Origin of the sequence: Burkholderia sp. IT-111MI5 (assembly GCF_949752865.1) — a bacterium.
Taxonomy (GTDB): domain Bacteria; phylum Pseudomonadota; class Gammaproteobacteria; order Burkholderiales; family Burkholderiaceae; genus Burkholderia; species Burkholderia pyrrocinia_C.
The window spans coordinates 21,579-43,749 of the sequence record NZ_CATKIF010000003.1 but is presented as its reverse complement, the minus strand read 5'-3'; the positions used below and the strand labels follow the sequence as shown (position 1 = coordinate 43,749).

Sequence of the window (22,171 nt, the reverse complement as noted above, 5' to 3'; positions counted from 1 at the left end):
AAAAGCCGCTCCGAAGAGCGGCTTTTCGATGCGCGGAGACGAGCGCCTGCGTTACTGGATCTTTGCCTGCTGGCGCAGACCTTCCTCGAACGCCTGCAGCTTCTGCTGCACGAGCTGTTGCGCGATCTGCGCCTTCACCTGGTCGAACGGCGGCGGCGCGATGTCGCGAATGTCGTCGACGCGGATGATGTGCCAGCCGAACTGCGTCTTCACCGGCGCGTCGGTCATCTGGCCTTTCTGCAGCTTCTGCGCGGCCGCCGAGAATTCCGGCACGTATGCCTTCGGGTCGGACCAGTCGAGGTCGCCGCCGTTCTTGCCCGAGCCCGGATCCTTCGAGTATTGCTTCGCGAGATCCTCGAATTTCGCGCCGGCCTTGATCTTCGCGATCAGGTCCTTGGCCTGCTGCTCGTTGTCGACGAGGATGTGGTGCAGGTGATATTCGCGATTGCCGCCTGCGCCCTTGACGAGTTCGTCGTAGCGCGCCTTCACTTCGGCGTCGGTCGGCTGGTTCTTCTTCAGGAAGCTCTCGATCATCGAACGCAGCACGACGGTCTGCTGCGCGACGGCGACCTGCGCCTTAACGTCCGGACGGTTCGGGATGCCTTCGCGGATCGCTTCCTGCATCAGGATTTCGCGGTTCACGAGTTCCTGGCGCACGGCCTGCTGCAGTTGCGGGCTGTCGGTCTGGCCTTGCTGGACGAGCTGCGCGACCATCGCGTCGGCGCGCGACTTCGGAATCGGCGTGCCGTTCACCACGGCGATGTTCTGGGCGAATGCCGGTGCCGCTGCGAATGCAGCCGCCGCGACCCACAGGCGAGGGGATTTGAGGATCATCGGGAATTCCTAATGAGACTAGATTGAAGATTCGTTGAATTCTTCGGGCGTGTAAGCCACGATCGCGAGCGCGTGAATGCCGCGCTGCATCGCATCAGCGAGCGCATCATACACCAGCCGGTGCCGTGCGACGCGCGGCTTGCCCGCGAATGCGGCCGACACGATCGTGACCGTGTAGTGGCCGCCCGAGGCCGCGCCGGCGTGGCCCGCGTGCTGCGCGCTGTCGTCGCGCACGGCGAGCGACACGGGTGCGAGCGACGCGGTGAGGCGCGCCTCGATCAGCGCGATGCGTTCTTCGGGCGACGCGTGGAGAAAGGCGTCCGTCATGTCATTCGTCCTTCAGGTATTTCGTGAGCCACAGGCTCTGCAGGATGATGAACACGACCATCGCGCCCGTCGTGCCGAACAGCTTGAAGTTCACCCATTGCGATTCGGTGAAGTTGTGCACCACATACAGGTTCGCGACGCCGAGCACCGCGAAGAACAGCGCCCATGCGACGTTCAGCTTGTCCCACACGGGGTGCGGCAGCGTGAGCTGCTTGCCCATCATCTTCTCGATCAGGTTGTTGCCGAACGCATAGCGCGCGGCAAGCAGCCCGACCGCAAACAGCCAGTACAGCACAGTCGGTTTCCATTGAATGAATTTCTCGTCATGCAGGACGAGGGTGGCGCCGCCGAAGACGACGATCACGCCGAGGCTGACCCACAGCATCGTGTCGACCTTCCGGTGCCGGAAGGCGACCCATGCGACCTGGGCCAGCGTCGCGACGATCGCGACGGCGGTGGCGGTGAAGATGCCCCAGACCTTGAAGGCGACAAAAAACAGGATGATCGGAAACAGATCGAACAGGAATTTCATGGCGCTCGCAGCTGCGTGAAACGCCGCGTGCGCGGCCTTTCACCGTTGTAGGGACCCGCCAGGCACCGCCGTCGCGGATCGGGGCGGCCAGCCCGAGAGCAGGTTGCCCGGGCGAAGGTCGCCCCGCCGATCCGCCCGGCGCCGCTCATTCGTTTTCGGGTCGGGACTCGAAGTTTAACGCAGCCGAATTGATGCAGTACCGCAAACCGGTCTTGTCGCGCGGGCCGTCCTCGAAGACGTGCCCGAGATGCGCGCCGCAATGGTTGCAGCGGACCTCGACGCGCACCATGCCGTGCGAGTAGTCGACCTTCTCGTCGATCACCTCGCCGTCGAGCGGCTTGAAGTAGCTGGGCCAGCCGCAGCCAGAATGGAACTTGGAACCGGATTCGAACAGCGGCGTGCTGCAGACGACGCATTTGTAGATGCCGGCGTCCTCGGTGTCGGTGTATTCGCCGGTGAAGGCGCGCTCGGTCGCCGCATGCTGCGTGACCTCGTACTGCATCGGCGTGAGCCGGCGGCGCAGCTCGGCGTCGTCCTTCTCGTACGGGAAGGTCTTGTCGTCGGAATCGCGGGACATATGGGGTTCTCCTGATCGGTCGGTCGATACGCGCGGGTTGGGGGCTTCAGGACGAGCAGCTCACTTCGAGCGACCCGGCCCAGTCCGGCGGCAACGCCGCGTATGCTTCATGCTCCGGTTGTTCGTCGAACGGCCGGCGCAGGATCTGCGCGAGCCGCTCGATCTCCGAAAAATCCTTTTCCTTCGCGCGCCGGATCGCGACTTCGGCCAGATGGTTGCGCAACACGTATTTCGGGTTCACGCGATTCATCGCGGCCGCACGTGCCGCGTCGTCGCGCGTTTCCTCCGACAGCCGCGCGCGGTAGAGGTTCGCCCAGGCGTCGAATGCGTCGCGGTCGATGAACAGGTCGCGCACGGGCGCGTCGCGGCTCGCGTCGTGCTTCGACAATTGCGCGAGCCGGCGGAACGTCAGCGTGAAATCCGCATGGCTCGCATGCATCGTCTCGAGCAGCTTGTTCGCGAGTTCGGCATCGTTTTCGCGTTCAAGTTCGAGGCCGAGCTTCGCGCGCATCGCGCGTTCGAGCGCTGGGCCGAAGCGTTCCGGAAATTTCGCGAGCACGGCCTGCGCGTCGTCCACCGCGCGCTCGGCGCGCGCATCGTCATCGGCGATGCCGTGCTGCAGCCCGATCAGCGGCAGCAGCGCCTGCGCAAGGCAATAGCAGTTCCAGTGCGCGATGCGCGGCTGCATCCGGTATGCGTAGCGGCCGCTGTTATCGGAGTGGTTGCAGATATGGTTCGCGTCGAACGCGTCGACGAAGCCGAACGGGCCGTAGTCGATCGTCACGCCGAGGATCGACATGTTGTCGGTGTTCATCACGCCGTGGCAGAAGCCGACGGCCTGCCACTGCGCGACGAGGTCGGCCGTGCGCAGCGTCGCGGCTTCGAGCAGCGCGAGGTATGGATCGTCCGCGTCGCGGCAATCCGGATAGAAGCGGTCGATCACGTGATCGGCGAGCTGGCGCAGCAGGTCGGGGCGATCGTTCGAGAAGAAGTGCTCGAAGTGGCCGAAGCGCACGAAGCTTTCCGACACGCGCGTGACGACGGCCGACGTCTCGATCTCCTCGCGCACCACCGGCTGGTCGGAGCCGATCACCGTCAGCGCGCGCGTGGTCGGGATGCCGAGGTGATGCATCGCTTCCGAGCACAGGAATTCGCGGATCGACGAGCGCAGCACCGCGCGGCCGTCGCCCATCCGCGAGTACGGCGTGCGGCCGCTGCCTTTCAGTTGCAGTTCGTAGCGGCGGCCATCGGTGCCGGTGCGCTCGCCGATCGTCAGCGCGCGGCCGTCGCCGAGCTGGCCGGCCCACACGCCGAACTGGTGGCCGGAATATACCGATGCGTACGGCATCGCGGTTGCGGGCCAGTCGCGCGTCGGGTTGCCGGCGAACAGTTCGGCAAAGCCGGGCTGCGCGGCGAGCGACGTCGGCAGGTCGAGCAGTTGCGCGACTTCGTCGGAAAAGCCGACGACGTACGGCGCGGCAAGCGGCGCGGCCGGCAGCCGCGTATGAAACGCGTCGCCGAGCTGGACGAACGCGCCTTCGGCGGGTGCGCCGAGCGTGGCGGCGAGGTCGGGCAAGGTGTCAGCCGGATCGGCTGCGCTTCGGGAAAACGACATGTTGAGCGCCTCTGGGTAAGCCGATATTGTAAGGCGGCGCCGCGCCGCCCGCATGGCGGCCCGCGCACCGTGCGCCGCGCCCGTCCGGGCCGCTGACGGGCGCGCGCCGGTTCGAGGCTGGTCACCGATTCGCGTCCTTCTGGGAGAACAAGACGATGGGTAAGCCGTTGCTGGGCCAGATGATGGACATGCCGTTGCTGGTGTCCTCGCTGATCGCGCATGCCGCGCGTCACGCGGGCGACACCGAGATCGTGTCGAAGCGCATCGAGGGCGATGTGCATCGCTACACGTACCGCGATTGCGAACACCGCGCGAAGCGGCTCGCGCAGGCACTCGCGCGGCTCGGCGTCGAAACCGGCGACCGCGTCGGCACGCTGGCGTGGAACGGCTACCGGCATCTGGAGGCGTATTACGGGATCGGCGGGATGGGCGCCGTATGCCACACGATCAACCCGCGCCTCTTCCCCGAGCAGATCGCGTACATCGTCAATCACGCGGAAGACCGCTACGTGCTGTTCGACATCAATTTCGCGCCGCTGGTCGACGCGATCGCGCCGCAGTGTCCGCACGTGAAGGGCTGGGTCGCGATGACGGACGCCGCGCACCTGCCGTCCTGCGCAACGCCGTTGCTCTGCTACGAAACGCTCGTCGAAGCGGAGGACGGCCGCTACGACTGGCCGCGCCTCGACGAGCAGCAGGCGTCGGGGCTCTGCTACACGTCGGGCACGACCGGCAATCCGAAAGGCGTGCTGTATTCGCACCGCTCGACGGTGCTGCACGCGTACGGCGCCGCGCTGCCCGACGCGATGAACCTGTCCGCGATGGATGCGGTGCTGCCCGTCGTGCCGATGTTCCACGTCAATGCGTGGGGGCTGCCGTACGCGGTGCCGCTCACCGGCGGCAAGCTGGTGCTGCCCGGCAAGGATCTCGACGGGAAATCGCTGTACGAGCTGATGGAAGCCGAGCGGGTGACGTTCTCCGCGGGCGTGCCGACCGTGTGGCTCGGCCTGCTCAACTACATGCGCGAAGCCGGCGTGCGCTTCTCGACGCTGAACCGCACGGTGATCGGCGGCTCCGCGTGCCCGCCCGCGATGCTGCGCACGTTCGAGGACGAATACGGCGTGCGCGTGATTCATGCGTGGGGGATGACCGAACTGTCGCCGCTCGGCACGCTCGCGAAGCTCAACTGGGCGCAGTCGCAGCGTCCGCTCGACGCGCAGCGCCGGCTGCTCGAGAAACAGGGGCGCGTGATCTGCGGCGTCGACATGCGCATCGTCGGCGAGGACGGCCATGAATTGCCGTGGGACGGCGTCGCGTTCGGCGAACTGCAGGTGCGCGGGCCGTGGGTGATCGACCACTACTTCCGCGGCGACACGTCGCCGCTGTCGGACGGCTGGTTCCCGACCGGCGACGTCGCGACGATCGACCCCGACGGCTTCCTGCAGATCACCGACCGCAGCAAGGATGTGATCAAGTCGGGCGGCGAGTGGATCAGCTCGATCGACATCGAGAACGTCGCGATCGCGCACCCGGGCGTGGCCGAAGCCGCGTGCATCGCATGCGCGCACCCGAAATGGACCGAGCGTCCGCTGCTCGTCGTGGTGCCGCGCGAAGGCGCGAACCTGAGCCGCGACGCGCTGCTCGCGTTCTACGAAGGCAAGGTCGCGAAATGGTGGATCCCCGACGACGTCGTGTTCGTCGAATCGCTGCCGCACACCGCGACCGGCAAGCTGCAGAAGCTGAAGCTGCGCGAGACATTCCGCGACTACGTGTTGCCGACGGCGGTTTGCGAGCCATAAGGCCAGGCAGGCCCGGGCCGGCGACGGCCCGCGATCCGGTCGCCCGATCCGTCCCCCGATCGGGATACAAATTCAAATTGAACGACCGTGCTTTTCCGTTGTATGCTGCCTCCGTTCGATCCGGACATGCGGCTGTTCGACCGCGCACAATGAAGCGCAGCCACCCCGGCGCGCGATGCATGGAGGCAGGCAGATGGCAGTGGATTACTCGACTCGCGACGGCGTGGCCGTCCTCACGCTCAACAATCCGCCCGTCAACGGGCTCGGCCTGTCGACCCGCCAGGGCGTCATGGAAGCGCTCGATCGCACCGCGCAGGACCCGTCGGTCACGGCCATCGTGCTGACCGGCGCGGGCCGCGCATTCTCGGGCGGCGCCGATATCACCGAATTCAATACGCCGAAGGCGCTGCAGGAGCCGACGCTGCACACCGTGATCCGTGCGGTGGAGGCGAGCGCGAAACCCGTCATCGCGGCGCTGCACAGCGTCGTGATGGGCGGCGGCCTCGAGCTCGCGCTCGGCGCGCACTACCGCGTCGCGGCGCCCGGCGCGCAGGTCGCGCTGCCCGAAGTGAAGCTCGGCCTGCTGCCGGGCGCGGGCGGCACGCAGCGCCTGCCGCGCGCGGTCGGGCTCGAAACCGCGCTGAACATGATCGTGTCGGGCGCGCCCGTGCCGTCCGAGCAGCTCGCGAAGAGCGGGCTGTTCGACGAGATGGCCGACGGCGACCTGCTCGACGCGGCCGTCGCGTTCGCGCGCAAGGTCGGTGCGCAGAAGGGGCCGCATCCGCGCGTGCGCGACCGCAAGATCGTCCACGAGAACGCCGCGGGTTTCATCCAGTTCGCGCGCAATTCCGCGCGGGCCGCCGCGCCGAACTTCCCCGCGCCGCACAAGTGCATCGACGCGATCGAGGCCGGCGTGCTGAACGGGTTCGACAAGGGTAGCGTCGCCGAGCGCGAGGGTTTCGTCGCGCTGATGATGACGCCGGAAAGCCGCGCGCTGCGCCATGCGTTCTTCGGCGAACGCGCGGCGAGCAAGATTCCCGATGTGCCGGCCGATACGCCGCTGCGCGAGATCCGCCGCGTCGGCGTGATCGGCGCGGGCACGATGGGCGGCGGGATCGCGATGAACTTCGTCAACGCGGGCCTGCCCGTCACGCTGCTCGAGACCAAGCAGGAAGCGCTCGAGCGCGGCGTCGCGACGATCCGCAAGAACTACGACGCGCAGGTGAAGAAGGGCAAGCTCACGCAGGAGAAGCTCGACGCGCGCATGGCGCTGATCGCGCCGACGCTGTCCTACGACGACTTGAAGGATGCGGACCTGATCGTCGAGGCCGTGTTCGAGGAACTCGGCGTGAAGGAGCAGGTGTTCGGGAAGCTCGACGAAGTCGCGAAGCCGGGCGCGATCCTCGCGTCGAACACGTCGACGCTCGACGTCGACAGGATCGCGGCGTTCACGAAGCGTCCGCAGGACGTCGTCGGCATGCACTTCTTCAGCCCGGCGAACGTGATGAAGCTGCTCGAGGTCGTGCGCGGCGCGCAGACCGCGAAGGACGTGCTCGCGACCGTGATGGCCGTCGCGAAGAAGATCCGCAAGACGGCGGTCGTGTCGGGCGTGTGCGACGGCTTCATCGGCAACCGGATGATCGAGCAGTACATCCGCCAGGCGCTCTTCATGCTCGAGGAAGGCGCGCTGCCCGCGCAGGTGGATCGCGCGATCGAGAAGTTCGGTTTCGCGATGGGGCCGTTCCGGATGAGCGACCTCGCCGGCAACGACATCGGCTGGGCGATCCGCAAGCGTCGTTACGTCGAGAAGCCCGATCTGCAGTACTCGAAGATCGCCGACCGCCTGTGTGAGCAGGGCCGCTTCGGCCAGAAGACGGGCGCCGGCTGGTACGACTACGTGCCGGGCGATCGCAAGGCGAAGCCGTCGTCGCTGGTCGACGAGATGGTCGTCGCGTATTCGAAGGAGCGCGGCGTCGAGCGGCGCAAGATCGGCGACGACGAGATCGTCGAGCGGCTGGTGTTCGCACTCGTCAACGAAGGCGCGAAGATCCTCGAAGAGAAGATCGCGTCGAAGGCGTCCGACATCGACATGGTCTACCTGACCGGCTATGGCTTCCCGCTGTGGCGCGGCGGCCCGATGCTGTACGCGGACACGGTCGGCCTCTACAACGTCGAGCGCGCGATTCGCCGCTACGCGGCCGCGCCGAACGGCGACGCGTGGCAGCTCGCGCCGTCGATCGCCGAGCTTGCGAAGGCCGGCCGCGGGTTCAACGGCTGACGCGCGCGCGGCGGCGCGAAGGACACGGGATCAGAGCAAGCGCCGACGCGCCAGCTCTGATCGACCGCGCAAGGCATGGGACCAGAGTAAGCGCTAAAGCGCTAACTCTGGTCGACACACGGAGAAACGCAATGAAACGCACCGACGACGTACTGCTCGTGATCGACGTGCAATACGACTTCATGCCGGGCGGCGCGCTCGCGGTGCCGGACGGCGACGCGGTCGTGCCGGTGATCAACGCGCTTGCGCGACGCTTCGACCAGGTCGTGCTGACGCAGGACTGGCACCCGCGCGAGCACGTGTCGTTCGCGGCGAACCACGCGGGTCGCGAGCCGTTCTCGACGCTCGCGCTGCCGTACGGCGAGCAGGTGCTGTGGCCCGTACACTGCGTGCAGGACACCGACGGCGCGGCGCTGCATCGCGACCTCGACATCCCGCAGGCGCGGCTCGTGATCCGCAAGGGCGGCGACGCGCAGATCGACAGCTATTCCGCGTTCGTCGAGGCCGACCGCACGACCCGCACTGGGCTCGCGGGCTATCTGCGCGAACTCGGCGCAAAGCGCGTGTGGTGCTGCGGGCTCGCGACCGACTATTGCGTCGCGTGGTCGGCGCTCGATGCGCGCGCGGCCGGTTTCGAAGCCGCGGTGATCAACGATGCGTGCCGCGCGATCGACCTGAACGGGTCGCTCGCGCACGCATGGCAGCAGATGCAGGCAGCGGGCGTCGCACATGTGACGTCCGCGGGCGCGCGCCCGGCGGCGTAGCGCATTCCCCATCCGAATCAGGACATGAAGCAGGACCGAAGGAGACTCGCATGACCGAAGCCGTAATCGTATCGACCGCACGCACGCCGCTCGCGAAATCCTGGCGCGGCGCCTTCAACATGACGCACGGCGCGACGCTCGGCGGCCACGTGGTCGCGGCCGCGCTCGAACGCGCGAAGCTCGACCCCGCGCGCGTCGAGGACGTGATCATGGGCTGCGCGAACCCCGAAGGCGCGACCGGCGCGAACATCGCGCGGCAGATCGCGCTGCGCGCGGGGCTGCCGGTGACCGTGCCGGGGATGACGGTGAACCGTTTCTGCTCGTCGGGGTTGCAGACCATCGCGCTGGCCGCGCAGCGGATCATCGCGGGCGAAGGCGACGTGTATGTCGCGGGCGGCGTCGAATCGATCTCGTGCGTGCAGAACGAGATGAACCGGCACATGGTCCAGGAGGGCTGGCTGGTCGAGCACAAGCCCGAGATCTACTGGAACATGCTGCAGACGGCCGAGAACGTCGCGAAGCGCTACGGAATCTCGAAGGAGCGGCAGGACGAGTACGGCGTGCAGTCGCAACTGCGGGCCGCGGCCGCCCAGGAAGCCGGTCTCTTCCGCGACGAGATCGTGCCGATCACCGTGCTCGCGGGTATCGCCGACAAGGCGACGGGCCGCCTGTTCACGAAGGAAGTGACCGTATCGGCCGACGAAGGCATCCGTCCCGACACGACGCTCGAAGGGGTGTCGAAAATTCGTTCGGCCGTGCCGGGCGGCGTGATCACCGCCGGCAATGCGAGCCAGTTCTCGGATGGCGCGTCGGCGTGCGTCGTGATGAGCGCCGATGTGGCGCAGCGCGAAGGGCTGCAGCCGCTGGGCGTGTTCCGCGGCTTCGCGGTGGCCGGCTGCGAGCCGGACGAGATGGGCATCGGCCCCGTGTTCGCGGTGCCCAAGCTGCTGAAGCAGACGGGGCTGAAGGTCGACGACATCGGCCTGTGGGAACTGAACGAGGCATTCGCGGTGCAGGTGCTGTACTGCCGCGACACGCTCGGGATTCCCGAGGATCGCCTGAACGTGAACGGCGGCGCGATCGCCGTCGGCCATCCGTACGGCGTGTCGGGCGCCCGCCTGACGGGCCATGCGCTGATCGAAGGCAAGCGCCGCGGCGTGAAATACGTGGTTGTCACGATGTGCATCGGCGGCGGGCAGGGCGCGGCCGGCCTGTTCGAAATCATCTGATTTTTGGCTGGTGGCGGCCGCGGTTTCGCTTCGGCGAGGCCGGCGGCCGCGATGCGACGCGAATCGGCGCGGCAGGATTGCCATTCGAAACGACCGGGAGGCAAAAAGCGTGCTCCCGGCAATGCCGTTTCCCCTTACTTGTCAAACGAATTGCCCCACCTATACTTGCTCTGACATTTGCCTTTCGGCACGATGGGCCGGATCGTACGTCGCGCGATACGTGCCGCGAAGCTTGAACCAACGCAGCAGACCGACCGGGGACCGAATGAGTACGACCTATGCAGCCGGGGAACCGCCGCGCGTCGTCAGCGCGGCCGCGAGGCTCTACGCGAAATGCCTGCTGGTCGGATTCGCGTTGCTGCCTGCCTATCTGATCGCCTATCTGTGGTTCTTCAGCGACCCGCACGTCGTGTTCGAGAGCCACGCGTTCCATGAAATCGCGATTGCGGCGGCGACCCTCGAGGGCGCGTTCGTCACCTACGTGACGTGGGTGTGCTACCGGTCGTCCGGCGAGCCGCTGCTGCGCTGGCTGACGCTCGGCTTTCTCGGCTTCGCGATGATCTATTCGCTGCACGGTGCGTTTACCGGGATGGCGCACCACAATATCTGGCTGTTCCTGCTGTACGGGCCCGCGTCGCGGCTCGTGATGTCGATCCTGCTGCTCACGGGCCTGATGTCCTATTCGCGTCCGCCCGATCGCATCGAGAAGCGCACGAGCGTGCGGACATGGCTGCCGTGGATCGTGTTCTTCGTGATCGTCAACGTGGCCGTTGCGTACATCGCGTATTCGCCGGTCGCGGGCGCGCTGGGCACGCGGCTGTCGATGGAGGGCGGCGCGCTCGTGTTCTCGCTGCTGAACGTCGGCGTGCTGCTCGCGCGGCGGATCCGCTCGCCGCTGATGGTGATCTACGGCGTGTCGATCATGGCGTTCGCGCTGTCGTCGCTCGCATTCATTCTCGGCAAGCCGTGGAATCACATGTGGTGGCTCGCGCACGCGATCTTCGCGGGCGGCTTCTTCCTGCTCAGCTACGGCGTCGTGCAGGCGCTGCAGACGACGCGCTCGTTCTCGGCGATCTACAGCCAGGAAGACCTGATGAGCCGGCTGTCGGAGTCGATGGCGCGCGCCGAGAGCGCGCTGCAGGAACTGCGGCGCACGAACCAGAAGCTCGAGTACATGGCCGCGACCGATCCGATGACGGGCGCGTCGAACCGCCGGCAGTTCATCGCGCAGGTCGAGCGCGAGATGGTGCGGGCCGAGCGCGACGGCACGCCGTTTTGCCTGCTCGCGCTCGATCTCGACAATTTCAAGAACATCAACGATGCGTACGGGCACCAGATCGGCGACGAGGTGCTGCGCGGCGTCGTACGCCAGTGCCTCGAGGCGATCCGCCCGGCGGGCGGGCTCGCGCGGGTCGGCGGCGAGGAGTTCATGGCGCTGCTGCCGGAGATGCCGCTCGAGGGCGCGCGGATGACGGCCGAGCGCGTGCGCTCGTCGATCGCGAGTTCGCCGTTCGGGCTGGACTTCAAGCGCGTGCAGGTGACGGTCAGCGTCGGCGTCGCGCAATACGGGGTCGACGGCAGTACGGTCGATGCGCTGCTGCGGGTGGTCGACGAGCGGCTGTACCAGGCGAAGCGGGAAGGGCGGAACCGGGTCGTGTCGCGGTAACGCGGGTTCGAGCGGCACGCCGGCGTCGTTGAGCGAGTGCGGTGCGTTCGGCAACGCGGTTGTGCCGAAGCGATGATCGATGCAGCCCCTGCCGAAGCCCTGGGGGCGGGAACACCCCGGGGCTTCGGCATGCTCGGTTGGCGCGCGATGGGCAATGCGCTAGCGCGATGCCACGACCGCTGCGTTTTTCGGCTGCACCTCCTGCATCCGCTGCGACGCCTGCCACCAGTACTTGCCCGCGCGCTGCTGCGGATCGCGGATCGCGAGATACGTCGTACTCCAGAGCTGCGCCGCGTTGGCTTCGGTCGCGTCGGCGCTGCGCGTGCCGAACGCATCGGTCCGGTACTGGCCGTTCACGTAGGACCACGTCCACATCTCCGACGTGCGCATGTCGCGCCCGTTCGAGATCACTTGCCAGATCGTCTGCCGCGCCTGCGCGAGCAACGTGCGTGTCGCGGCCGACAGGTCCTGGCGCGCGAGCTGGCGGTCGAGCCCGGCCACCCACATCGCCTGCTGCCACGACCAGATCACCGTGCCGTGATACGCGGAGCTCGTGAACTTCGGCCACAGCGACTGGTTCGCATACGCCGGGTTCGCGATCAGCATGCCGGCATCGGTCACGAGCCCGGTCGGGAACGGCCGCGTGACGTCGGTTACGATCCGCTGGAGTTCGTCGTCCGGCGGCGTGCCGAACAGCAGTGCGAAGCCGCCGTCGGAATTCATCACCGGAACCGGGTTGCCCTGCTGATCGAGCGACAGCGCGTAGAACGACAACGGTGCGCTCGGCGCGGCGCCGGCCGGCACGCCGGCGGACGGCGCATAGGCCGACACGTCGGTGGCTGCCTGCGCGGCCGGCACGCTGACCTGGAACAGCGGCGGCGCCTGCATTTCCCACGTGGCGGCCTGGTTCGCCGTGTTGGCGAGCGTCGCGCGCTGCGCGGCATCCAGGTACGGATCGAGCAGGCCGCGCGCGAGGAACGCATTCGCCGCGCGCAACGCGGCGGGCACGAGCACCGCGTTCACGTCGTACGGGTAGACGCCGCCGCCCAGCCCGTCGGTGCTGTCGCGCCAGTTGCCGACGATCTCGCCGGATCGCAGGTGGATCAGGTTCGCGACCGACGGCTGCTGCGCGAACGGCTGCGCGGTCGTCGCGACGTGCAGCAGGTTGACGACCAGGCGGCTGCCGTTGGTCTGCCCGTCGCTGCCGCGCTGCGCCAGATAGGCGGCCGCGCGGGCCTGGCCGCGCGTATCGTCGATCAGCCACGCGGCCGCGATCGGCGCGAGCAGGTAGTCGCTGTCGATCATCTTGTAGTCGTAGGTCGGCGTCGGATCGTTCGGCCTTCCGTTCTTCTGGTTGTCGACCAGCGCGAATTCGCCGATGCCTTCCTCGTGCGCGACCTTGCCGTCGGCCGACAGGCGGCCCAGCACCGACGACAGCCCGGCCTCGATCGCCGCGGGTTCGAGCACGGGCATCAGCATGCGGACCGAGATCAGCGTGTCGCGGCCGAAGTACGTGTCGTACTGCCACGAGCCGGCCAGCAGCTTGTCGTGGAAGCTCAGGAATTCGAGCACGTTCTGGCTGACCGGATCGGGGTTCACGGACGGCGCGAGCAAATCGGCGCGCGTGATCGGCGACAGCGGCGTCTCGCCCGACAGCGCGTCGACATGCAGCTTCAGCGTGTGCGCGCCCGCCGGTGCGCGCAGCACGAGCTTGCCGCCCGCTGCCGGCGCAATGCTGCCGCCATCGCGCAGCGTGATGCGCAGCGCATAGCCGGGCGCGCCGTCGATCCGGTCGCGTTGCCATTGCGCTGCGCTGCCCTGGATCGTCGGCGCCGTGACGATCTGCTGCGGAATCGTTGCGCCGCCGTTGAAGTCGCGCAGGAAGCGCACGTTGCTGAGCACGCCCTGGCGGATCGTCAGCGTGTCGGTGTCCACCGACACGTCGGCGCCGATCCCGTACAGCGGGCGGCCGTGCGTGTCGGGGGCCGACAGCGCGGACGGCGGCGTGTCGAGGCTCCAGTTCACCGGCTGCGCGGTGTCGTCGAACCACAGCCCCGTGCCGCTGTTGCCGGCGGGGAAGACCACGAGCAGGCGCGGTTTCGTCGACGAGCGCGCCAGCAGGTGCGCAGCGACCTTGTCCTGCCGGTAGAACGCATTGATCTGGCCGCCGGTGTCCATGCGGAACGACAGCGCGGCGTTGTGCGACGGTGCGTCGCTCGACCGGACGTCGTCGTCGTTGCAGGCCGCGAGCAGGCCGGCGCAGACGAACCCGAGACACAGCGACTTCGCAAGGCGATGCATGTTGATGTCCCTCCTGGTGACTGGCGATTTTTATCGGAATGGTCGAGTGAACGGATCTTCTGTCCGTTTCGTTCAGAGCTGCGGGCATTCGGGGCGAATGCCTGGAATTAATCGAGATGCGGTGCTTCTGCGACAAGCGAATTGCGCGGCAAATAAGCGAATGACCGATCAGTGCCGAAAACGGAAATGGCAAAGGGCGTCGCCCCGGCGCGGCATGGGAAAAGGCTCAGGGGTAGCCTTCGCGCGAGCGAATGGCGACTCGTGTGCGGCGGGAGAAAATGAAGCGTAAGCCGTCGTAGGGGATTCTAAATTTACGGGAAAGTCGAAGTCAATAATGTTTTCGTGGTTTTCCGGTATTCGATTGAAAAGGCGATCGCAATTATTACTCGTTGAGTCGGTAAAATATGCGATTTAATGAAAATGAATAATGGAATGCGGATATGCGGTAGTGAAACAATTGGCAATGACGTTTCAATCCGGCGATTGATGCCGAACAGGAATTGAATCGTCGCGGTTGTGCCGGCTGTTGTCGGGCAATGCCGGAAGGCGCGGAAGACGAAGCGCGCGAAGCCCGAGCAATCCGCATTCCTGCGATTCAGCGGAAGACGGACTCCGTTCCCGGCTCAGAAGCGCGATCCGGATAACCGGCCCCGTGGTCGGCCGTCAAGTGATCGGCACCGGTTCGGGCCGCGAACCGTGCGATCGTTCCATCGGAGGCGTCAAGTTTGGTAGGCTTGGTGCTTGCCGCCGTTTGCGCGGATCGCGCCGTCGAGTGTCGACGCGGTGAAAAAGTGCGTATCGTCGCCGGAAAGGTCGGACGACAGCCGATTCGATACGCGCTTTTTTCCCGGTTGCCCGCGATCGTGTGCAAGCGAGGCGGGCAGACGACTGGCCGCCGCGATGCGAGCCGCGCCCGCATCGTGAACCCTAACGAACGACAGGAGCGAACGAAGTGATCAGACATATCGTGATGTGGAAGTTGAAGGAAACCGCGGAAGGCGCGACGCGCGCGCAGAACGCGCTGAAGCTGAAGGAAAAGCTCGAAGGCTGCCGCGACCTCGTGCCGGGCATCCTGCAGATCGACGTCGGCGTGGCGACGCCGGGCCTCGACGCGACCTCCGACATCGTGCTCGTGTCCGATTTCGCGGACAAGGCCGCGCTCGACGCCTACCAGGTGCACCCGGTTCACCTTGAAGTGAAGAAATTCGTCGTCGCGGTGGCCGAATCGCGCGAGTGCGTCGACTACGTCGTCGACAGCGCACGATGAGCGACGCGGCATCCCCGACGGACGGCCCGTCGATCGAAAGCCCGTTCGTCGACCTGCTCGGCGTGCAGCTCGTGTCCGCGAAGGACGGCGCGAGCGAGATCGTGCTGCCGCTCGAAGAGCGGCACATGAACACGTGGGGCATCGCGCACGGCGGCGTGACGATGACGCTCGCGGACATCGCGCTCGCGATGGCGGCGCGCAGCCTGACCGACGACGGCGTCGGCGTCGTCACGGTCGAGATGAAGGTGAACTTCATGCAGCCAGGGCGCGGCGAATTGCGCGCGTACGGGCGCGTGATGCATCGTTCGACGACGATGGCTTACTGCGAAGGCGAAGTGCGCGACAGCGACGGCAACTTCGTCGCGAAGGCGCTCGGTACGTTCAAGTACATGCGGCGGCTCGCGGTGGGCCGCGACATCAAGCGGCAACGCTCGCGCACGGCGCCGGACGCGCAGCCCGGCCCGAGCGACGCGTAAGCGCCCGGACGCACGGCCCTGCCTCTTCACAGGCAGGGCCGTTTTGTTTTGCGGTGCGAGATTGCGTGAAGGACGCGCTTCACAGGACACCGAAGGGCCGGTATTTCGACACGCGGCGCGCATGGCGCCGGCCTGACGCGGGCGTGGCATCATGTGACGCTTGTCCGTTCACGGCGCCGCGCAGGCGCCGTCCTTACCGATGCCGCTGAATCCGAAGATCGCCCAGGTGCTCGACATGATCGAGCGCGCGAAACGTCCGTCCTATCACCACCAGACGGCGCAGCAGGCGCGCGCCGCGTACGAGAAGAGCGCGCCGATCCTCGACGTCGCGCCGGCGCCGATGCATTCGGTCGAGGAATGCGTCGTGCCGACGCGCGACGGCCGCACGATCGGCGCGCGGCTGTACCTGCCGGTCGAGCCGAGCCTTGCGGAGCCGCAGCCCGCGCTCGTCTACTACCACGGCGGCGGCTTCACGGTCGGCAGCGTCGACACGCACGATGCGCTGTGCCGGATGTTCGCGCACGACGCGCAATGCGCGGTGCTGTCGGTCGGCTACCGGCTCGCGCCCGAGCACCGGTTTCCGACCGCGGTGAACGATGCCGACGACACGTTGCGCTGGCTGCATCGCGAGGCTGCCGCGTTCGGCATCGACGCCGCGCGGCTGGCGGTCGGCGGCGACAGCGCGGGCGGCACGCTCGCAACCGTCTGCGCGGTGCTCGCGCGCGACGCGGGCATTCGCCTGGCGCTTCAAATGCTGATCTATCCGGGCGTGACGGGCTACCAGGACACCGACTCGCACGCGCGGCTCGCGAACGGCTATCTGCTGTCGCAGGACACGATCCAGTGGTTCTTCACGCAGTACGTGCGCGATCCGGCCGACCGCGACGACTGGCGCTTCGCGCCGCTCGACGGCACGCGCGACGCGCCGTCGTTCGCGGGCGTTGCGCCGGCCTGGATCGCGACGGCCGAATACGATCCGCTGAGCGACGAGGGCGCCGCGTACGCGGACAAGCTGCGCGCGGCCGGCAACGCGGTTACGCTGGTCTGCTATCCGGGGATGATCCACGAATTCTTCAAGATGGGCGGCTACGTGCCCGAGGTGCGGGCCGCGCATGCCGATGCGGTCGCGGCGCTGAAGGCCGCATTCGACGACGTTTGACGGGCGGGTGTTCGACGGCGCGTGCGCCGCATGGAGGGCTGCGATGACGGACGGCGTAGTGGAAACGGGCGACTGGACGGTACTGGGCGGCGACGCGGCGCGGATTCGCGACGCGGTATTCGTGCGCGAGCAGCAGATTCCGCCGGAATGGGAGCTCGACGACGACGATCCGCTATCGCTCCATGCGGTCGCGTACCGGATCGACGCGGCGACGGGAATACGCCGCGCGGTCGCGACGGGGAGGCTGCTGCCGTCCGGCACGATCGGCCGCGTCGCCGTGCTGGCCGACGCGCGCGGGCAGGGCGTCGGGTCGGCTGTGCTGAACGCGCTGCTCGATGGCGCACGGCGCCGCGGCGAAGCCGTCGTGCGGCTCTACGCGCAGGATTCGGCAGTGTCGTTCTATGTGCGGCACGGCTTCGCGGCGGTCGGCGAACCGTTCGTCGAAGCCGGCGTGCCGCACGTCGAGATGGCGCGCGCGCCGTAGCGCGGGGAATGCGCGTTCAGCGCGACCGCGTTGCGCCGACGTCGACGTCGAACGTGAATGCGCGCTCGAACGCACCCGGGCGGACGGTGCGGTGCGAACCGTCGTCGTCGCAGCGCTCCTTGATCTCGACCGTCAGCCGCACGCCTTCCTTCATCGTGACGCGCAGCGCGGTCGTGCCGCGCGTGCCGTACTCGGGCGTTTCGATGAACGCGGCCGACAGCGCGCGCTCGCGCTCGATCGGAATGCCCGTGTGCGGTAGCGCGTCGTCGTCCGCGACATGCGGGTCGCGCATCAGATCGATCAGTTCGTCGAGCGACGGGGTCGGATTGTCGGTGAGCAGCGTGCCGAGCTCCGCGCGCTTGCGCACCACTTTCGGCCAGGGCGTATCGAGCCGCGCATTCGACAGCGCATGCACGCCCGGCGCGATCGCGACGGGCGCGGCGACACTGCTTTCGCCGTCGGGCGCACGGTTGCAGAACCACGCGAGTTCGCGCCGCTTCCAGTCGCCGACGAGCAGGTTGAAGCCGTTGTATACGGCCGCATGCTCGGCAAGCTGCCCGAGATAGTCGAGCGGCGCGACGGACGGGCCGCGGAGGAAATCGGACACGAGCTTGCCGCGGGTGGGCGCGCCCGCGCGGATGTCGAACGGCGCGCGGTAGTTCGTCAGCGCCGCGAAGCGGCCGTCGCGCGTTATGCCGAGCCACGTGCCGCCGGCTTCGAGGTCGCGGCCGGCCAGCACGCCCGGTACGTCCTCCCACCAGGTGAGCGGCGCGCTCGTGCGGCGAAAGAACTCGTCGCGGTTGGCGGTGAGGGTAAAGACGGGACCGGCGGCGGCATCAGGCTGCCAGTCGAAGGCAATCAGACACATCGGGCGAATCTCTCGCAGGAAACATCGGGCGCCGGCTGCGACTCGCGAGCCGGCGCCCGAACGGGTTGTCAGTGCGTCACGCTTCCGTCGGCCACGCGTACGGGAGCGCGTCGAACGCGAGCGCCGGGCCGTCGGCCGAGCCGACGTGCACGGTGCCGTTGTCGAGCGCGGCGAGCTTGATCTCGACGAGCGCGTCGACGCCGCCCGCGGGCGCGGCCGCCGCGTTGACGATCATCCCGCATGGCTGGCCGGGATCGTCGCTGTGGAACAGCTCGACGCCGGCATGCACGGTATCGGTCTCGCCGGCGACATGCGCGAGCGCGGTGCGGCGCTTGATGGTGCCGCGGTACTGGCTGCGCGCGACGACTTCCTGGCCCGGGTAGCACCCCTTGCGGAAGTTGACGGCGCCGATCACGTCGAAGTTGACCATCTGCGGCACGAACTGTTCGACGGCCGGCTGCGTGATGCGCGGCTCGCCCGCGCGAATGTCGAGCCAGTCCCACACGGCCGGCGACACGACCGGCAGCGTGCCGGCGAGCGCGGCGATGCGTGCATCGACTTCCGCGCGCGGGCCGATCCACAGATAGCGTTTGCGGCCGGCCGCATCGGGCACGCGAATCAGTGTGCCGGCCGGCCCGTCGACCTTCACGTGCACGCCGTCCGGCAGCGCATCGAAGATGCCCGCCAGCGCGTCGCGCACGTCGCCCGCGAAGCCGACCACCGCGAGCGCGTCGCTCGCATCGGTGAGCTTCGCCTTCGCGCGCAGCACGAACATCGACAGCCGCTTCTGCACGGCGGGCTGCACGTCCTTCGACACCAGCAGGCGCACGTCGTGGCCGGCACGCCACGCGAGGAACGACCCGAGAAGGCGCCCCTTCGGCGAGCAATAGCCGGACAGCCGCGCGCTCGCGGCATCGAGATGCTCGATGTCGTTGGTCAGCTGGCTGTGCAGGAACGTCGCGGCGTCGTCGCCGGCCACGTCGATCACGCCGAACTGCGGCAGCGGCATGCAGGCGCCCGGCGCATCGAAATCGGCGGCGGACGGGCGGGGGAATACGGGGAGCGAGGCGGATGCGGCCTGGGCAGCCGGTGAAGCGAACGGTGAGCTCATGGAATGAGGGAACAGTCAACCCTGACTTTGACGGAGGCGAGCAAGTATTATATGGGTCTTACCTGAGTCACGTTTCCATGTCCCTACTGAAGAAATGCGCCGCGACGATCGCGGCGCTGGCCGTCGTTGTGGCCGCTGCCGGCGCGGGCGGCGGATATTACTGGGCGACCCGGCCGCTGCTGCTGGGTTCGGCATCGCTCGACGTCACGATCAAGCCGCGCAGCAGCGTGAAGAGCGTCGCGCTGCAGCTCAAGCGCGGCGGCGTGCCGGTCGAGCCGTTCGGTTTCGTCGCGATGACGCGCGTGCTCGGGCTGTCGAGCCGGCTCAAGTCCGGCAACTACGAATTCAAGACGGGCATCACGCCTTACGAAGTCCTGCAGAAGATCGCGCGCGGCGACGTGAACGAATACGTCGCGACGGTGATCGAAGGCTGGACCTTCAAGCGGATGCGCGCGGAACTCGACGGCAACCCCGATCTTGTGCACACCACGGCCGGCATGAGCGACGCCGAGCTGCTGCGCGCGATCGGCGCGTCGGACAGCACCGTGCAGCGCGGCAGCGGCGAAGGGCTGTTCTTCCCGGATACCTACCTGTTCGACAAGGGCACGAGCGACCTGAACATCTACCGGCGCGCGTACCACCTGATGCAGACGCGTCTCGACGAGGCCTGGGCCGCGCGCACGCCGGGGCTGCCGTACAAGTCGCCTTACGAAATGCTGACGATCGCATCGATCGTCGAGAAGGAAACGGGCCACGCGGCCGACCGCGCGTTCGTCGCGGCCGTGTTCGCGAACCGGCTGCGCATCGGCATGCCGCTGCAGACCGATCCGTCGGTGATCTACGGGCTCGGCGACGCGTACGACGGCCGCTTGCGCAAGCGCGACCTGCAGGCCGACACTCCTTACAATACCTACACGCGACGCGGCCTGCCGCCGACGCCGATCGCGCTGCCGGGCGTCGCCGCACTGCAGGCGGCGATCAATCCGGCGCAGACGAGCGCGCTCTATTTCGTCGCGAAGGGCGACGGCACGAGCGTGTTCTCGGATACGCTCGGCGACCACAACAAGGCCGTGGACAAGTACATACGAGGTCAATAATGGCGAGCGGTAAATTCATCACGTTCGAAGGCATCGACGGGGCGGGGAAGACCACCCACCTCCAATGGTTCTGCGAACGCCTCCAGGGCAAGCTGGCCGCGGCCGGCCGGCAGGTCGTCGTTACCCGCGAGCCGGGCGGCACGCAGCTCGGCGAGAAACTGCGCGAGATCCTGCTGAACCAGCCGATGGATCTCGAGACGGAAGCGCTGCTGATGTTCGCCGCGCGCCGCGAGCATCTTGCGCTCGTGATCGAGCCGGCGCTCGCGCGCGGCGACTGGGTCGTGTCCGATCGCTTCACCGATGCGACGTTCGCGTACCAGGGCGGCGGCCGCGGGCTGCCGCGCGACAAGCTCGAGACGCTCGAGCGCTGGGTGCAGGGCGGTTTTCAGCCCGACCTCACGGTGCTGTTCGACGTCGCGCCGCAGGTCGCGAGCGAGCGCCGCGGCGCGGCGCGCATGCCCGACAAGTTCGAAAGCGAGTCCGATGCGTTCTTCACGCGCACGCGCGGCGAATACCTGCGGCGCGCGGAAGAGGCGCCGCACCGCTTCGCGATCGTCGACGCGACGCAGTCGATTCCCGAGATCCGCCGGCAGCTCGAACGCGTGCTCGCCGCGCTGTAACCCGCAAGGAACGCACCACATGATCTATCCGTGGCAGACCGACGACTGGAACCGCCTGCAGCAACTGCGCGCGCAATGGCCGCATGCGCTGCTGCTGCACGGCCAGGCCGGGATCGGCAAGCTGCAGTTCGCGCAGCATCTCGCGCAGGGCTTCCTGTGCGAATCGCCGCTGCCGAACGGCGAGCCGTGCGGCACGTGTGCGGCCTGCACCTGGTTCTCGCAGGGCAACCACCCGGACTACCGGATCGTGTTGCCCGAAGTGCTGGCCGGCGAAGCGCCGGGCGCCGCGGACGACGCGAAGCCGGCCGACGCGGACGAAGGCGGCAAGAAGACGCGCGCGCCGAGCAAGGAAATCAAGATCGAGCAGGTGCGCGCGCTGCTCGACTTCTGCGGGGTCGGTTCGCACCGCGGCGGCGCGCGCGTCGTCGTGCTGTATCCGGCCGAGGCGCTCAACGTCGCCGCATCGAACGCACTGCTGAAAACGCTGGAGGAACCGCCGTCCGGCGTCGTGTTCCTGCTCGTGTCGGCGCGCATCGACCGCCTGTTGCCGACGATCATCAGCCGCTGCCGGCAGTGGCCGATGACCGTGCCGGCGCCCGACGCGGCCGCGGCCTGGCTCGCGGCGCAGGGCGTCGACCATGCGAGCGCGCTGCTTGCCGAAGCCGGCGGCGCGCCGCTCGCCGCGCTGGCGCTCGCGAGCGACGAGAACCGCCCGCTGCGCGACTACACGCTCGGGCAGCTCGCGGCCGGTGCGGCGTGCGACCCGTTCGCGTGCGGCGAGACGCTGCAGAAGCTGCCGGTGCCGCTGGTGCTCGGCTGGCTGCAGCGCTGGCTGTACGATCTGCTCGCGCAGCGGATGGCGGGCGCGCCGCGCTACTTCCCGATGCACGCGGCGGCGCTCGCGCGCTGCGCGGAATCGGTCGACGCGAACGCGTTCGCGCGCTTCATGAAGGCCGTGACGCGGCAGCGGACGGTCGAGAACCATCCGCTGAACGCGCGGCTCGTATTCGAGGAATTGTTTCTCGGGTATCGGGAAATGTTCGCGTGACCCGGCATTGTTTCTGATGGGTTGCGAAACGATGTTCGGCTTACTCAGCGACGCGACCGCGGCCGGCCGGCCCGCGAACGCCGCCGGTTGCCGCACGCCGGCGAGCGCATGAGCGCCCG

20 protein-coding genes are annotated in these 22,171 nt (G+C 67.8%); 12 read left to right on the top strand and 8 right to left on the bottom strand.

What is annotated here, in order from left to right:
* Positions 1 to 51 precede the first annotated feature (51 nt).
* The 5 genes from ACM6JT_RS02195 to ACM6JT_RS02175 form a co-directional block, all read right to left on the bottom strand.
* Positions 52 to 834, bottom strand: a complete 783-nt coding sequence (locus tag ACM6JT_RS02195) for a peptidylprolyl isomerase (RefSeq protein ID WP_034181200.1) — start codon at positions 832 to 834, stop codon at positions 52 to 54.
* An 18-nt stretch (positions 835 to 852) separates the two neighbouring features.
* Positions 853 to 1,161 (bottom strand): BolA family protein, encoded by a 309-nt coding sequence (locus ACM6JT_RS02190; RefSeq protein WP_034181201.1) that lies wholly within the window; start codon positions 1,159 to 1,161, stop codon positions 853 to 855.
* Position 1,162: 1 nt separating this feature from the next.
* Positions 1,163 to 1,693 (bottom strand): septation protein A, encoded by a 531-nt coding sequence (locus tag ACM6JT_RS02185; RefSeq protein WP_034181202.1) that lies wholly within the window; start codon positions 1,691 to 1,693, stop codon positions 1,163 to 1,165.
* 145 nt (positions 1,694 to 1,838) lie between these two features.
* The gene (gene msrB, locus ACM6JT_RS02180; protein ID WP_414855911.1) at positions 1,839 to 2,270 is read right to left on the bottom strand and encodes a peptide-methionine (R)-S-oxide reductase MsrB; all 432 of its coding nucleotides are present in this window, start codon (positions 2,268 to 2,270) and stop codon (positions 1,839 to 1,841) included.
* Between the two features lie 46 nt (positions 2,271 to 2,316).
* A complete protein-coding gene (locus tag ACM6JT_RS02175; protein ID WP_131948632.1) occupies positions 2,317 to 3,885 on the bottom strand; it encodes a protein adenylyltransferase SelO in 1,569 nt (522 codons plus the stop codon).
* A gap of 155 nt (positions 3,886 to 4,040) precedes the next feature.
* On the opposite strand from ACM6JT_RS02175, the gene ACM6JT_RS02170 reads away from it, so the two are divergent.
* From ACM6JT_RS02170 to ACM6JT_RS02150, 5 genes are all read left to right on the top strand, one after another.
* Positions 4,041 to 5,684, top strand: a complete 1,644-nt coding sequence (locus ACM6JT_RS02170; RefSeq protein WP_131948631.1) for a 3-(methylthio)propionyl-CoA ligase — start codon at positions 4,041 to 4,043, stop codon at positions 5,682 to 5,684.
* A gap of 193 nt (positions 5,685 to 5,877) precedes the next feature.
* Positions 5,878 to 7,962, top strand: coding sequence for a 3-hydroxyacyl-CoA dehydrogenase NAD-binding domain-containing protein (locus ACM6JT_RS02165; protein ID WP_414855910.1), 2,085 nt, complete (start codon positions 5,878 to 5,880; stop codon positions 7,960 to 7,962).
* Between the two features lie 131 nt (positions 7,963 to 8,093).
* Positions 8,094 to 8,726, top strand: a complete 633-nt coding sequence (gene pncA, locus ACM6JT_RS02160) for a bifunctional nicotinamidase/pyrazinamidase (RefSeq protein WP_243564647.1) — start codon at positions 8,094 to 8,096, stop codon at positions 8,724 to 8,726.
* A 50-nt stretch (positions 8,727 to 8,776) separates the two neighbouring features.
* Entirely contained in the window at positions 8,777 to 9,955 is a 1,179-nt protein-coding gene (locus ACM6JT_RS02155) for an acetyl-CoA C-acyltransferase (RefSeq protein ID WP_034181208.1), read from the top strand.
* A 265-nt stretch (positions 9,956 to 10,220) separates the two neighbouring features.
* Complete coding sequence (locus ACM6JT_RS02150; protein WP_034181209.1) at positions 10,221 to 11,621, top strand: GGDEF domain-containing protein; 1,401 nt, start codon at positions 10,221 to 10,223, stop codon at positions 11,619 to 11,621.
* A gap of 159 nt (positions 11,622 to 11,780) precedes the next feature.
* Here ACM6JT_RS02150 and ACM6JT_RS02145 read toward each other — a convergent pair whose 3' ends face one another.
* Positions 11,781 to 13,922, bottom strand: coding sequence for a hypothetical protein (locus tag ACM6JT_RS02145; RefSeq protein WP_217589467.1), 2,142 nt, complete (start codon positions 13,920 to 13,922; stop codon positions 11,781 to 11,783).
* A gap of 952 nt (positions 13,923 to 14,874) precedes the next feature.
* Here ACM6JT_RS02145 and ACM6JT_RS02140 point away from each other — a divergent pair.
* The 4 genes from ACM6JT_RS02140 (at position 14,875) to ACM6JT_RS02125 (ending at position 17,308) form a co-directional block, all read left to right on the top strand.
* Positions 14,875 to 15,189 carry a Dabb family protein gene (locus ACM6JT_RS02140; RefSeq protein ID WP_034181211.1) on the top strand — a complete coding sequence of 105 codons (315 nt, stop codon included), beginning with the start codon at positions 14,875 to 14,877 and terminating at the stop codon, positions 15,187 to 15,189.
* Positions 15,186 to 15,665 (top strand): PaaI family thioesterase, encoded by a 480-nt coding sequence (locus ACM6JT_RS02135; protein WP_034181212.1) that lies wholly within the window; start codon positions 15,186 to 15,188, stop codon positions 15,663 to 15,665. The genes ACM6JT_RS02140 and ACM6JT_RS02135 overlap by 4 nt, the downstream gene beginning before the upstream one ends.
* A gap of 199 nt (positions 15,666 to 15,864) precedes the next feature.
* On the top strand, positions 15,865 to 16,824 hold the full coding sequence (locus tag ACM6JT_RS02130) for an alpha/beta hydrolase (RefSeq protein WP_131946165.1): 960 nt from the start codon (positions 15,865 to 15,867) through the stop codon (positions 16,822 to 16,824).
* Between the two features lie 43 nt (positions 16,825 to 16,867).
* The gene (locus ACM6JT_RS02125) at positions 16,868 to 17,308 is read left to right on the top strand and encodes a GNAT family N-acetyltransferase (RefSeq protein WP_034181394.1); all 441 of its coding nucleotides are present in this window, start codon (positions 16,868 to 16,870) and stop codon (positions 17,306 to 17,308) included.
* Positions 17,309 to 17,324: 16 nt separating this feature from the next.
* On the opposite strand, the gene ACM6JT_RS02120 is transcribed toward ACM6JT_RS02125, so the two are convergent.
* Together ACM6JT_RS02120 and ACM6JT_RS02115 are read right to left on the bottom strand one after the other, a co-directional pair.
* Positions 17,325 to 18,176: an NRDE family protein gene (locus ACM6JT_RS02120; protein ID WP_034181214.1), complete on the bottom strand. Its 852-nt coding sequence runs from the start codon at positions 18,174 to 18,176 to the stop codon at positions 17,325 to 17,327.
* Between the two features lie 76 nt (positions 18,177 to 18,252).
* A complete protein-coding gene (locus ACM6JT_RS02115) occupies positions 18,253 to 19,287 on the bottom strand; it encodes a YgfZ/GcvT domain-containing protein (RefSeq protein WP_034181215.1) in 1,035 nt (344 codons plus the stop codon).
* A gap of 77 nt (positions 19,288 to 19,364) precedes the next feature.
* On the opposite strand from ACM6JT_RS02115, the gene mltG reads away from it, so the two are divergent.
* From mltG to ACM6JT_RS02100, 3 genes are read left to right on the top strand one after another with little or no spacing between them, the layout of a single operon-like run.
* Positions 19,365 to 20,384 (top strand): endolytic transglycosylase MltG, encoded by a 1,020-nt coding sequence (gene mltG, locus ACM6JT_RS02110; RefSeq protein WP_414855909.1) that lies wholly within the window; start codon positions 19,365 to 19,367, stop codon positions 20,382 to 20,384.
* Positions 20,384 to 21,004 carry a dTMP kinase gene (gene tmk, locus ACM6JT_RS02105; RefSeq protein ID WP_034181217.1) on the top strand — a complete coding sequence of 207 codons (621 nt, stop codon included), beginning with the start codon at positions 20,384 to 20,386 and terminating at the stop codon, positions 21,002 to 21,004. The genes mltG and tmk overlap by 1 nt, the downstream gene beginning before the upstream one ends.
* Before the next feature lie 19 nt (positions 21,005 to 21,023).
* Positions 21,024 to 22,052, top strand: coding sequence for a DNA polymerase III subunit delta' (locus ACM6JT_RS02100; RefSeq protein ID WP_072437177.1), 1,029 nt, complete (start codon positions 21,024 to 21,026; stop codon positions 22,050 to 22,052).
* Positions 22,053 to 22,171: the final 119 nt, after the last annotated feature.

Coding starts and splice junctions, on each gene's coding strand:
- ACM6JT_RS02100 (WP_072437177.1), top strand. CDS start 21,024: ATGATCTATCCGTGGCAGACCGACGACTGGAACCGCCTGCAGCAACTG.
- ACM6JT_RS02145 (WP_217589467.1), bottom strand. CDS start 13,922: ATGCATCGCCTTGCGAAGTCGCTGTGTCTCGGGTTCGTCTGCGCCGGC.
- mltG (WP_414855909.1), top strand. CDS start 19,365: ATGTCCCTACTGAAGAAATGCGCCGCGACGATCGCGGCGCTGGCCGTC.
- ACM6JT_RS02185 (WP_034181202.1), bottom strand. CDS start 1,693: ATGAAATTCCTGTTCGATCTGTTTCCGATCATCCTGTTTTTTGTCGCC.
- ACM6JT_RS02175 (WP_131948632.1), bottom strand. CDS start 3,885: ATGTCGTTTTCCCGAAGCGCAGCCGATCCGGCTGACACCTTGCCCGAC.
- ACM6JT_RS02115 (WP_034181215.1), bottom strand. CDS start 19,287: ATGAGCTCACCGTTCGCTTCACCGGCTGCCCAGGCCGCATCCGCCTCG.
- ACM6JT_RS02120 (WP_034181214.1), bottom strand. CDS start 18,176: ATGTGTCTGATTGCCTTCGACTGGCAGCCTGATGCCGCCGCCGGTCCC.
- ACM6JT_RS02135 (WP_034181212.1), top strand. CDS start 15,186: ATGAGCGACGCGGCATCCCCGACGGACGGCCCGTCGATCGAAAGCCCG.
- ACM6JT_RS02130 (WP_131946165.1), top strand. CDS start 15,865: ATGCCGCTGAATCCGAAGATCGCCCAGGTGCTCGACATGATCGAGCGC.
- ACM6JT_RS02155 (WP_034181208.1), top strand. CDS start 8,777: ATGACCGAAGCCGTAATCGTATCGACCGCACGCACGCCGCTCGCGAAA.
- ACM6JT_RS02165 (WP_414855910.1), top strand. CDS start 5,878: ATGGCAGTGGATTACTCGACTCGCGACGGCGTGGCCGTCCTCACGCTC.
- ACM6JT_RS02125 (WP_034181394.1), top strand. CDS start 16,868: ATGACGGACGGCGTAGTGGAAACGGGCGACTGGACGGTACTGGGCGGC.
- ACM6JT_RS02195 (WP_034181200.1), bottom strand. CDS start 834: ATGATCCTCAAATCCCCTCGCCTGTGGGTCGCGGCGGCTGCATTCGCA.
- msrB (WP_414855911.1), bottom strand. CDS start 2,270: ATGTCCCGCGATTCCGACGACAAGACCTTCCCGTACGAGAAGGACGAC.
- tmk (WP_034181217.1), top strand. CDS start 20,384: ATGGCGAGCGGTAAATTCATCACGTTCGAAGGCATCGACGGGGCGGGG.
- ACM6JT_RS02170 (WP_131948631.1), top strand. CDS start 4,041: ATGGGTAAGCCGTTGCTGGGCCAGATGATGGACATGCCGTTGCTGGTG.
- ACM6JT_RS02150 (WP_034181209.1), top strand. CDS start 10,221: ATGAGTACGACCTATGCAGCCGGGGAACCGCCGCGCGTCGTCAGCGCG.
- ACM6JT_RS02190 (WP_034181201.1), bottom strand. CDS start 1,161: ATGACGGACGCCTTTCTCCACGCGTCGCCCGAAGAACGCATCGCGCTG.
- pncA (WP_243564647.1), top strand. CDS start 8,094: ATGAAACGCACCGACGACGTACTGCTCGTGATCGACGTGCAATACGAC.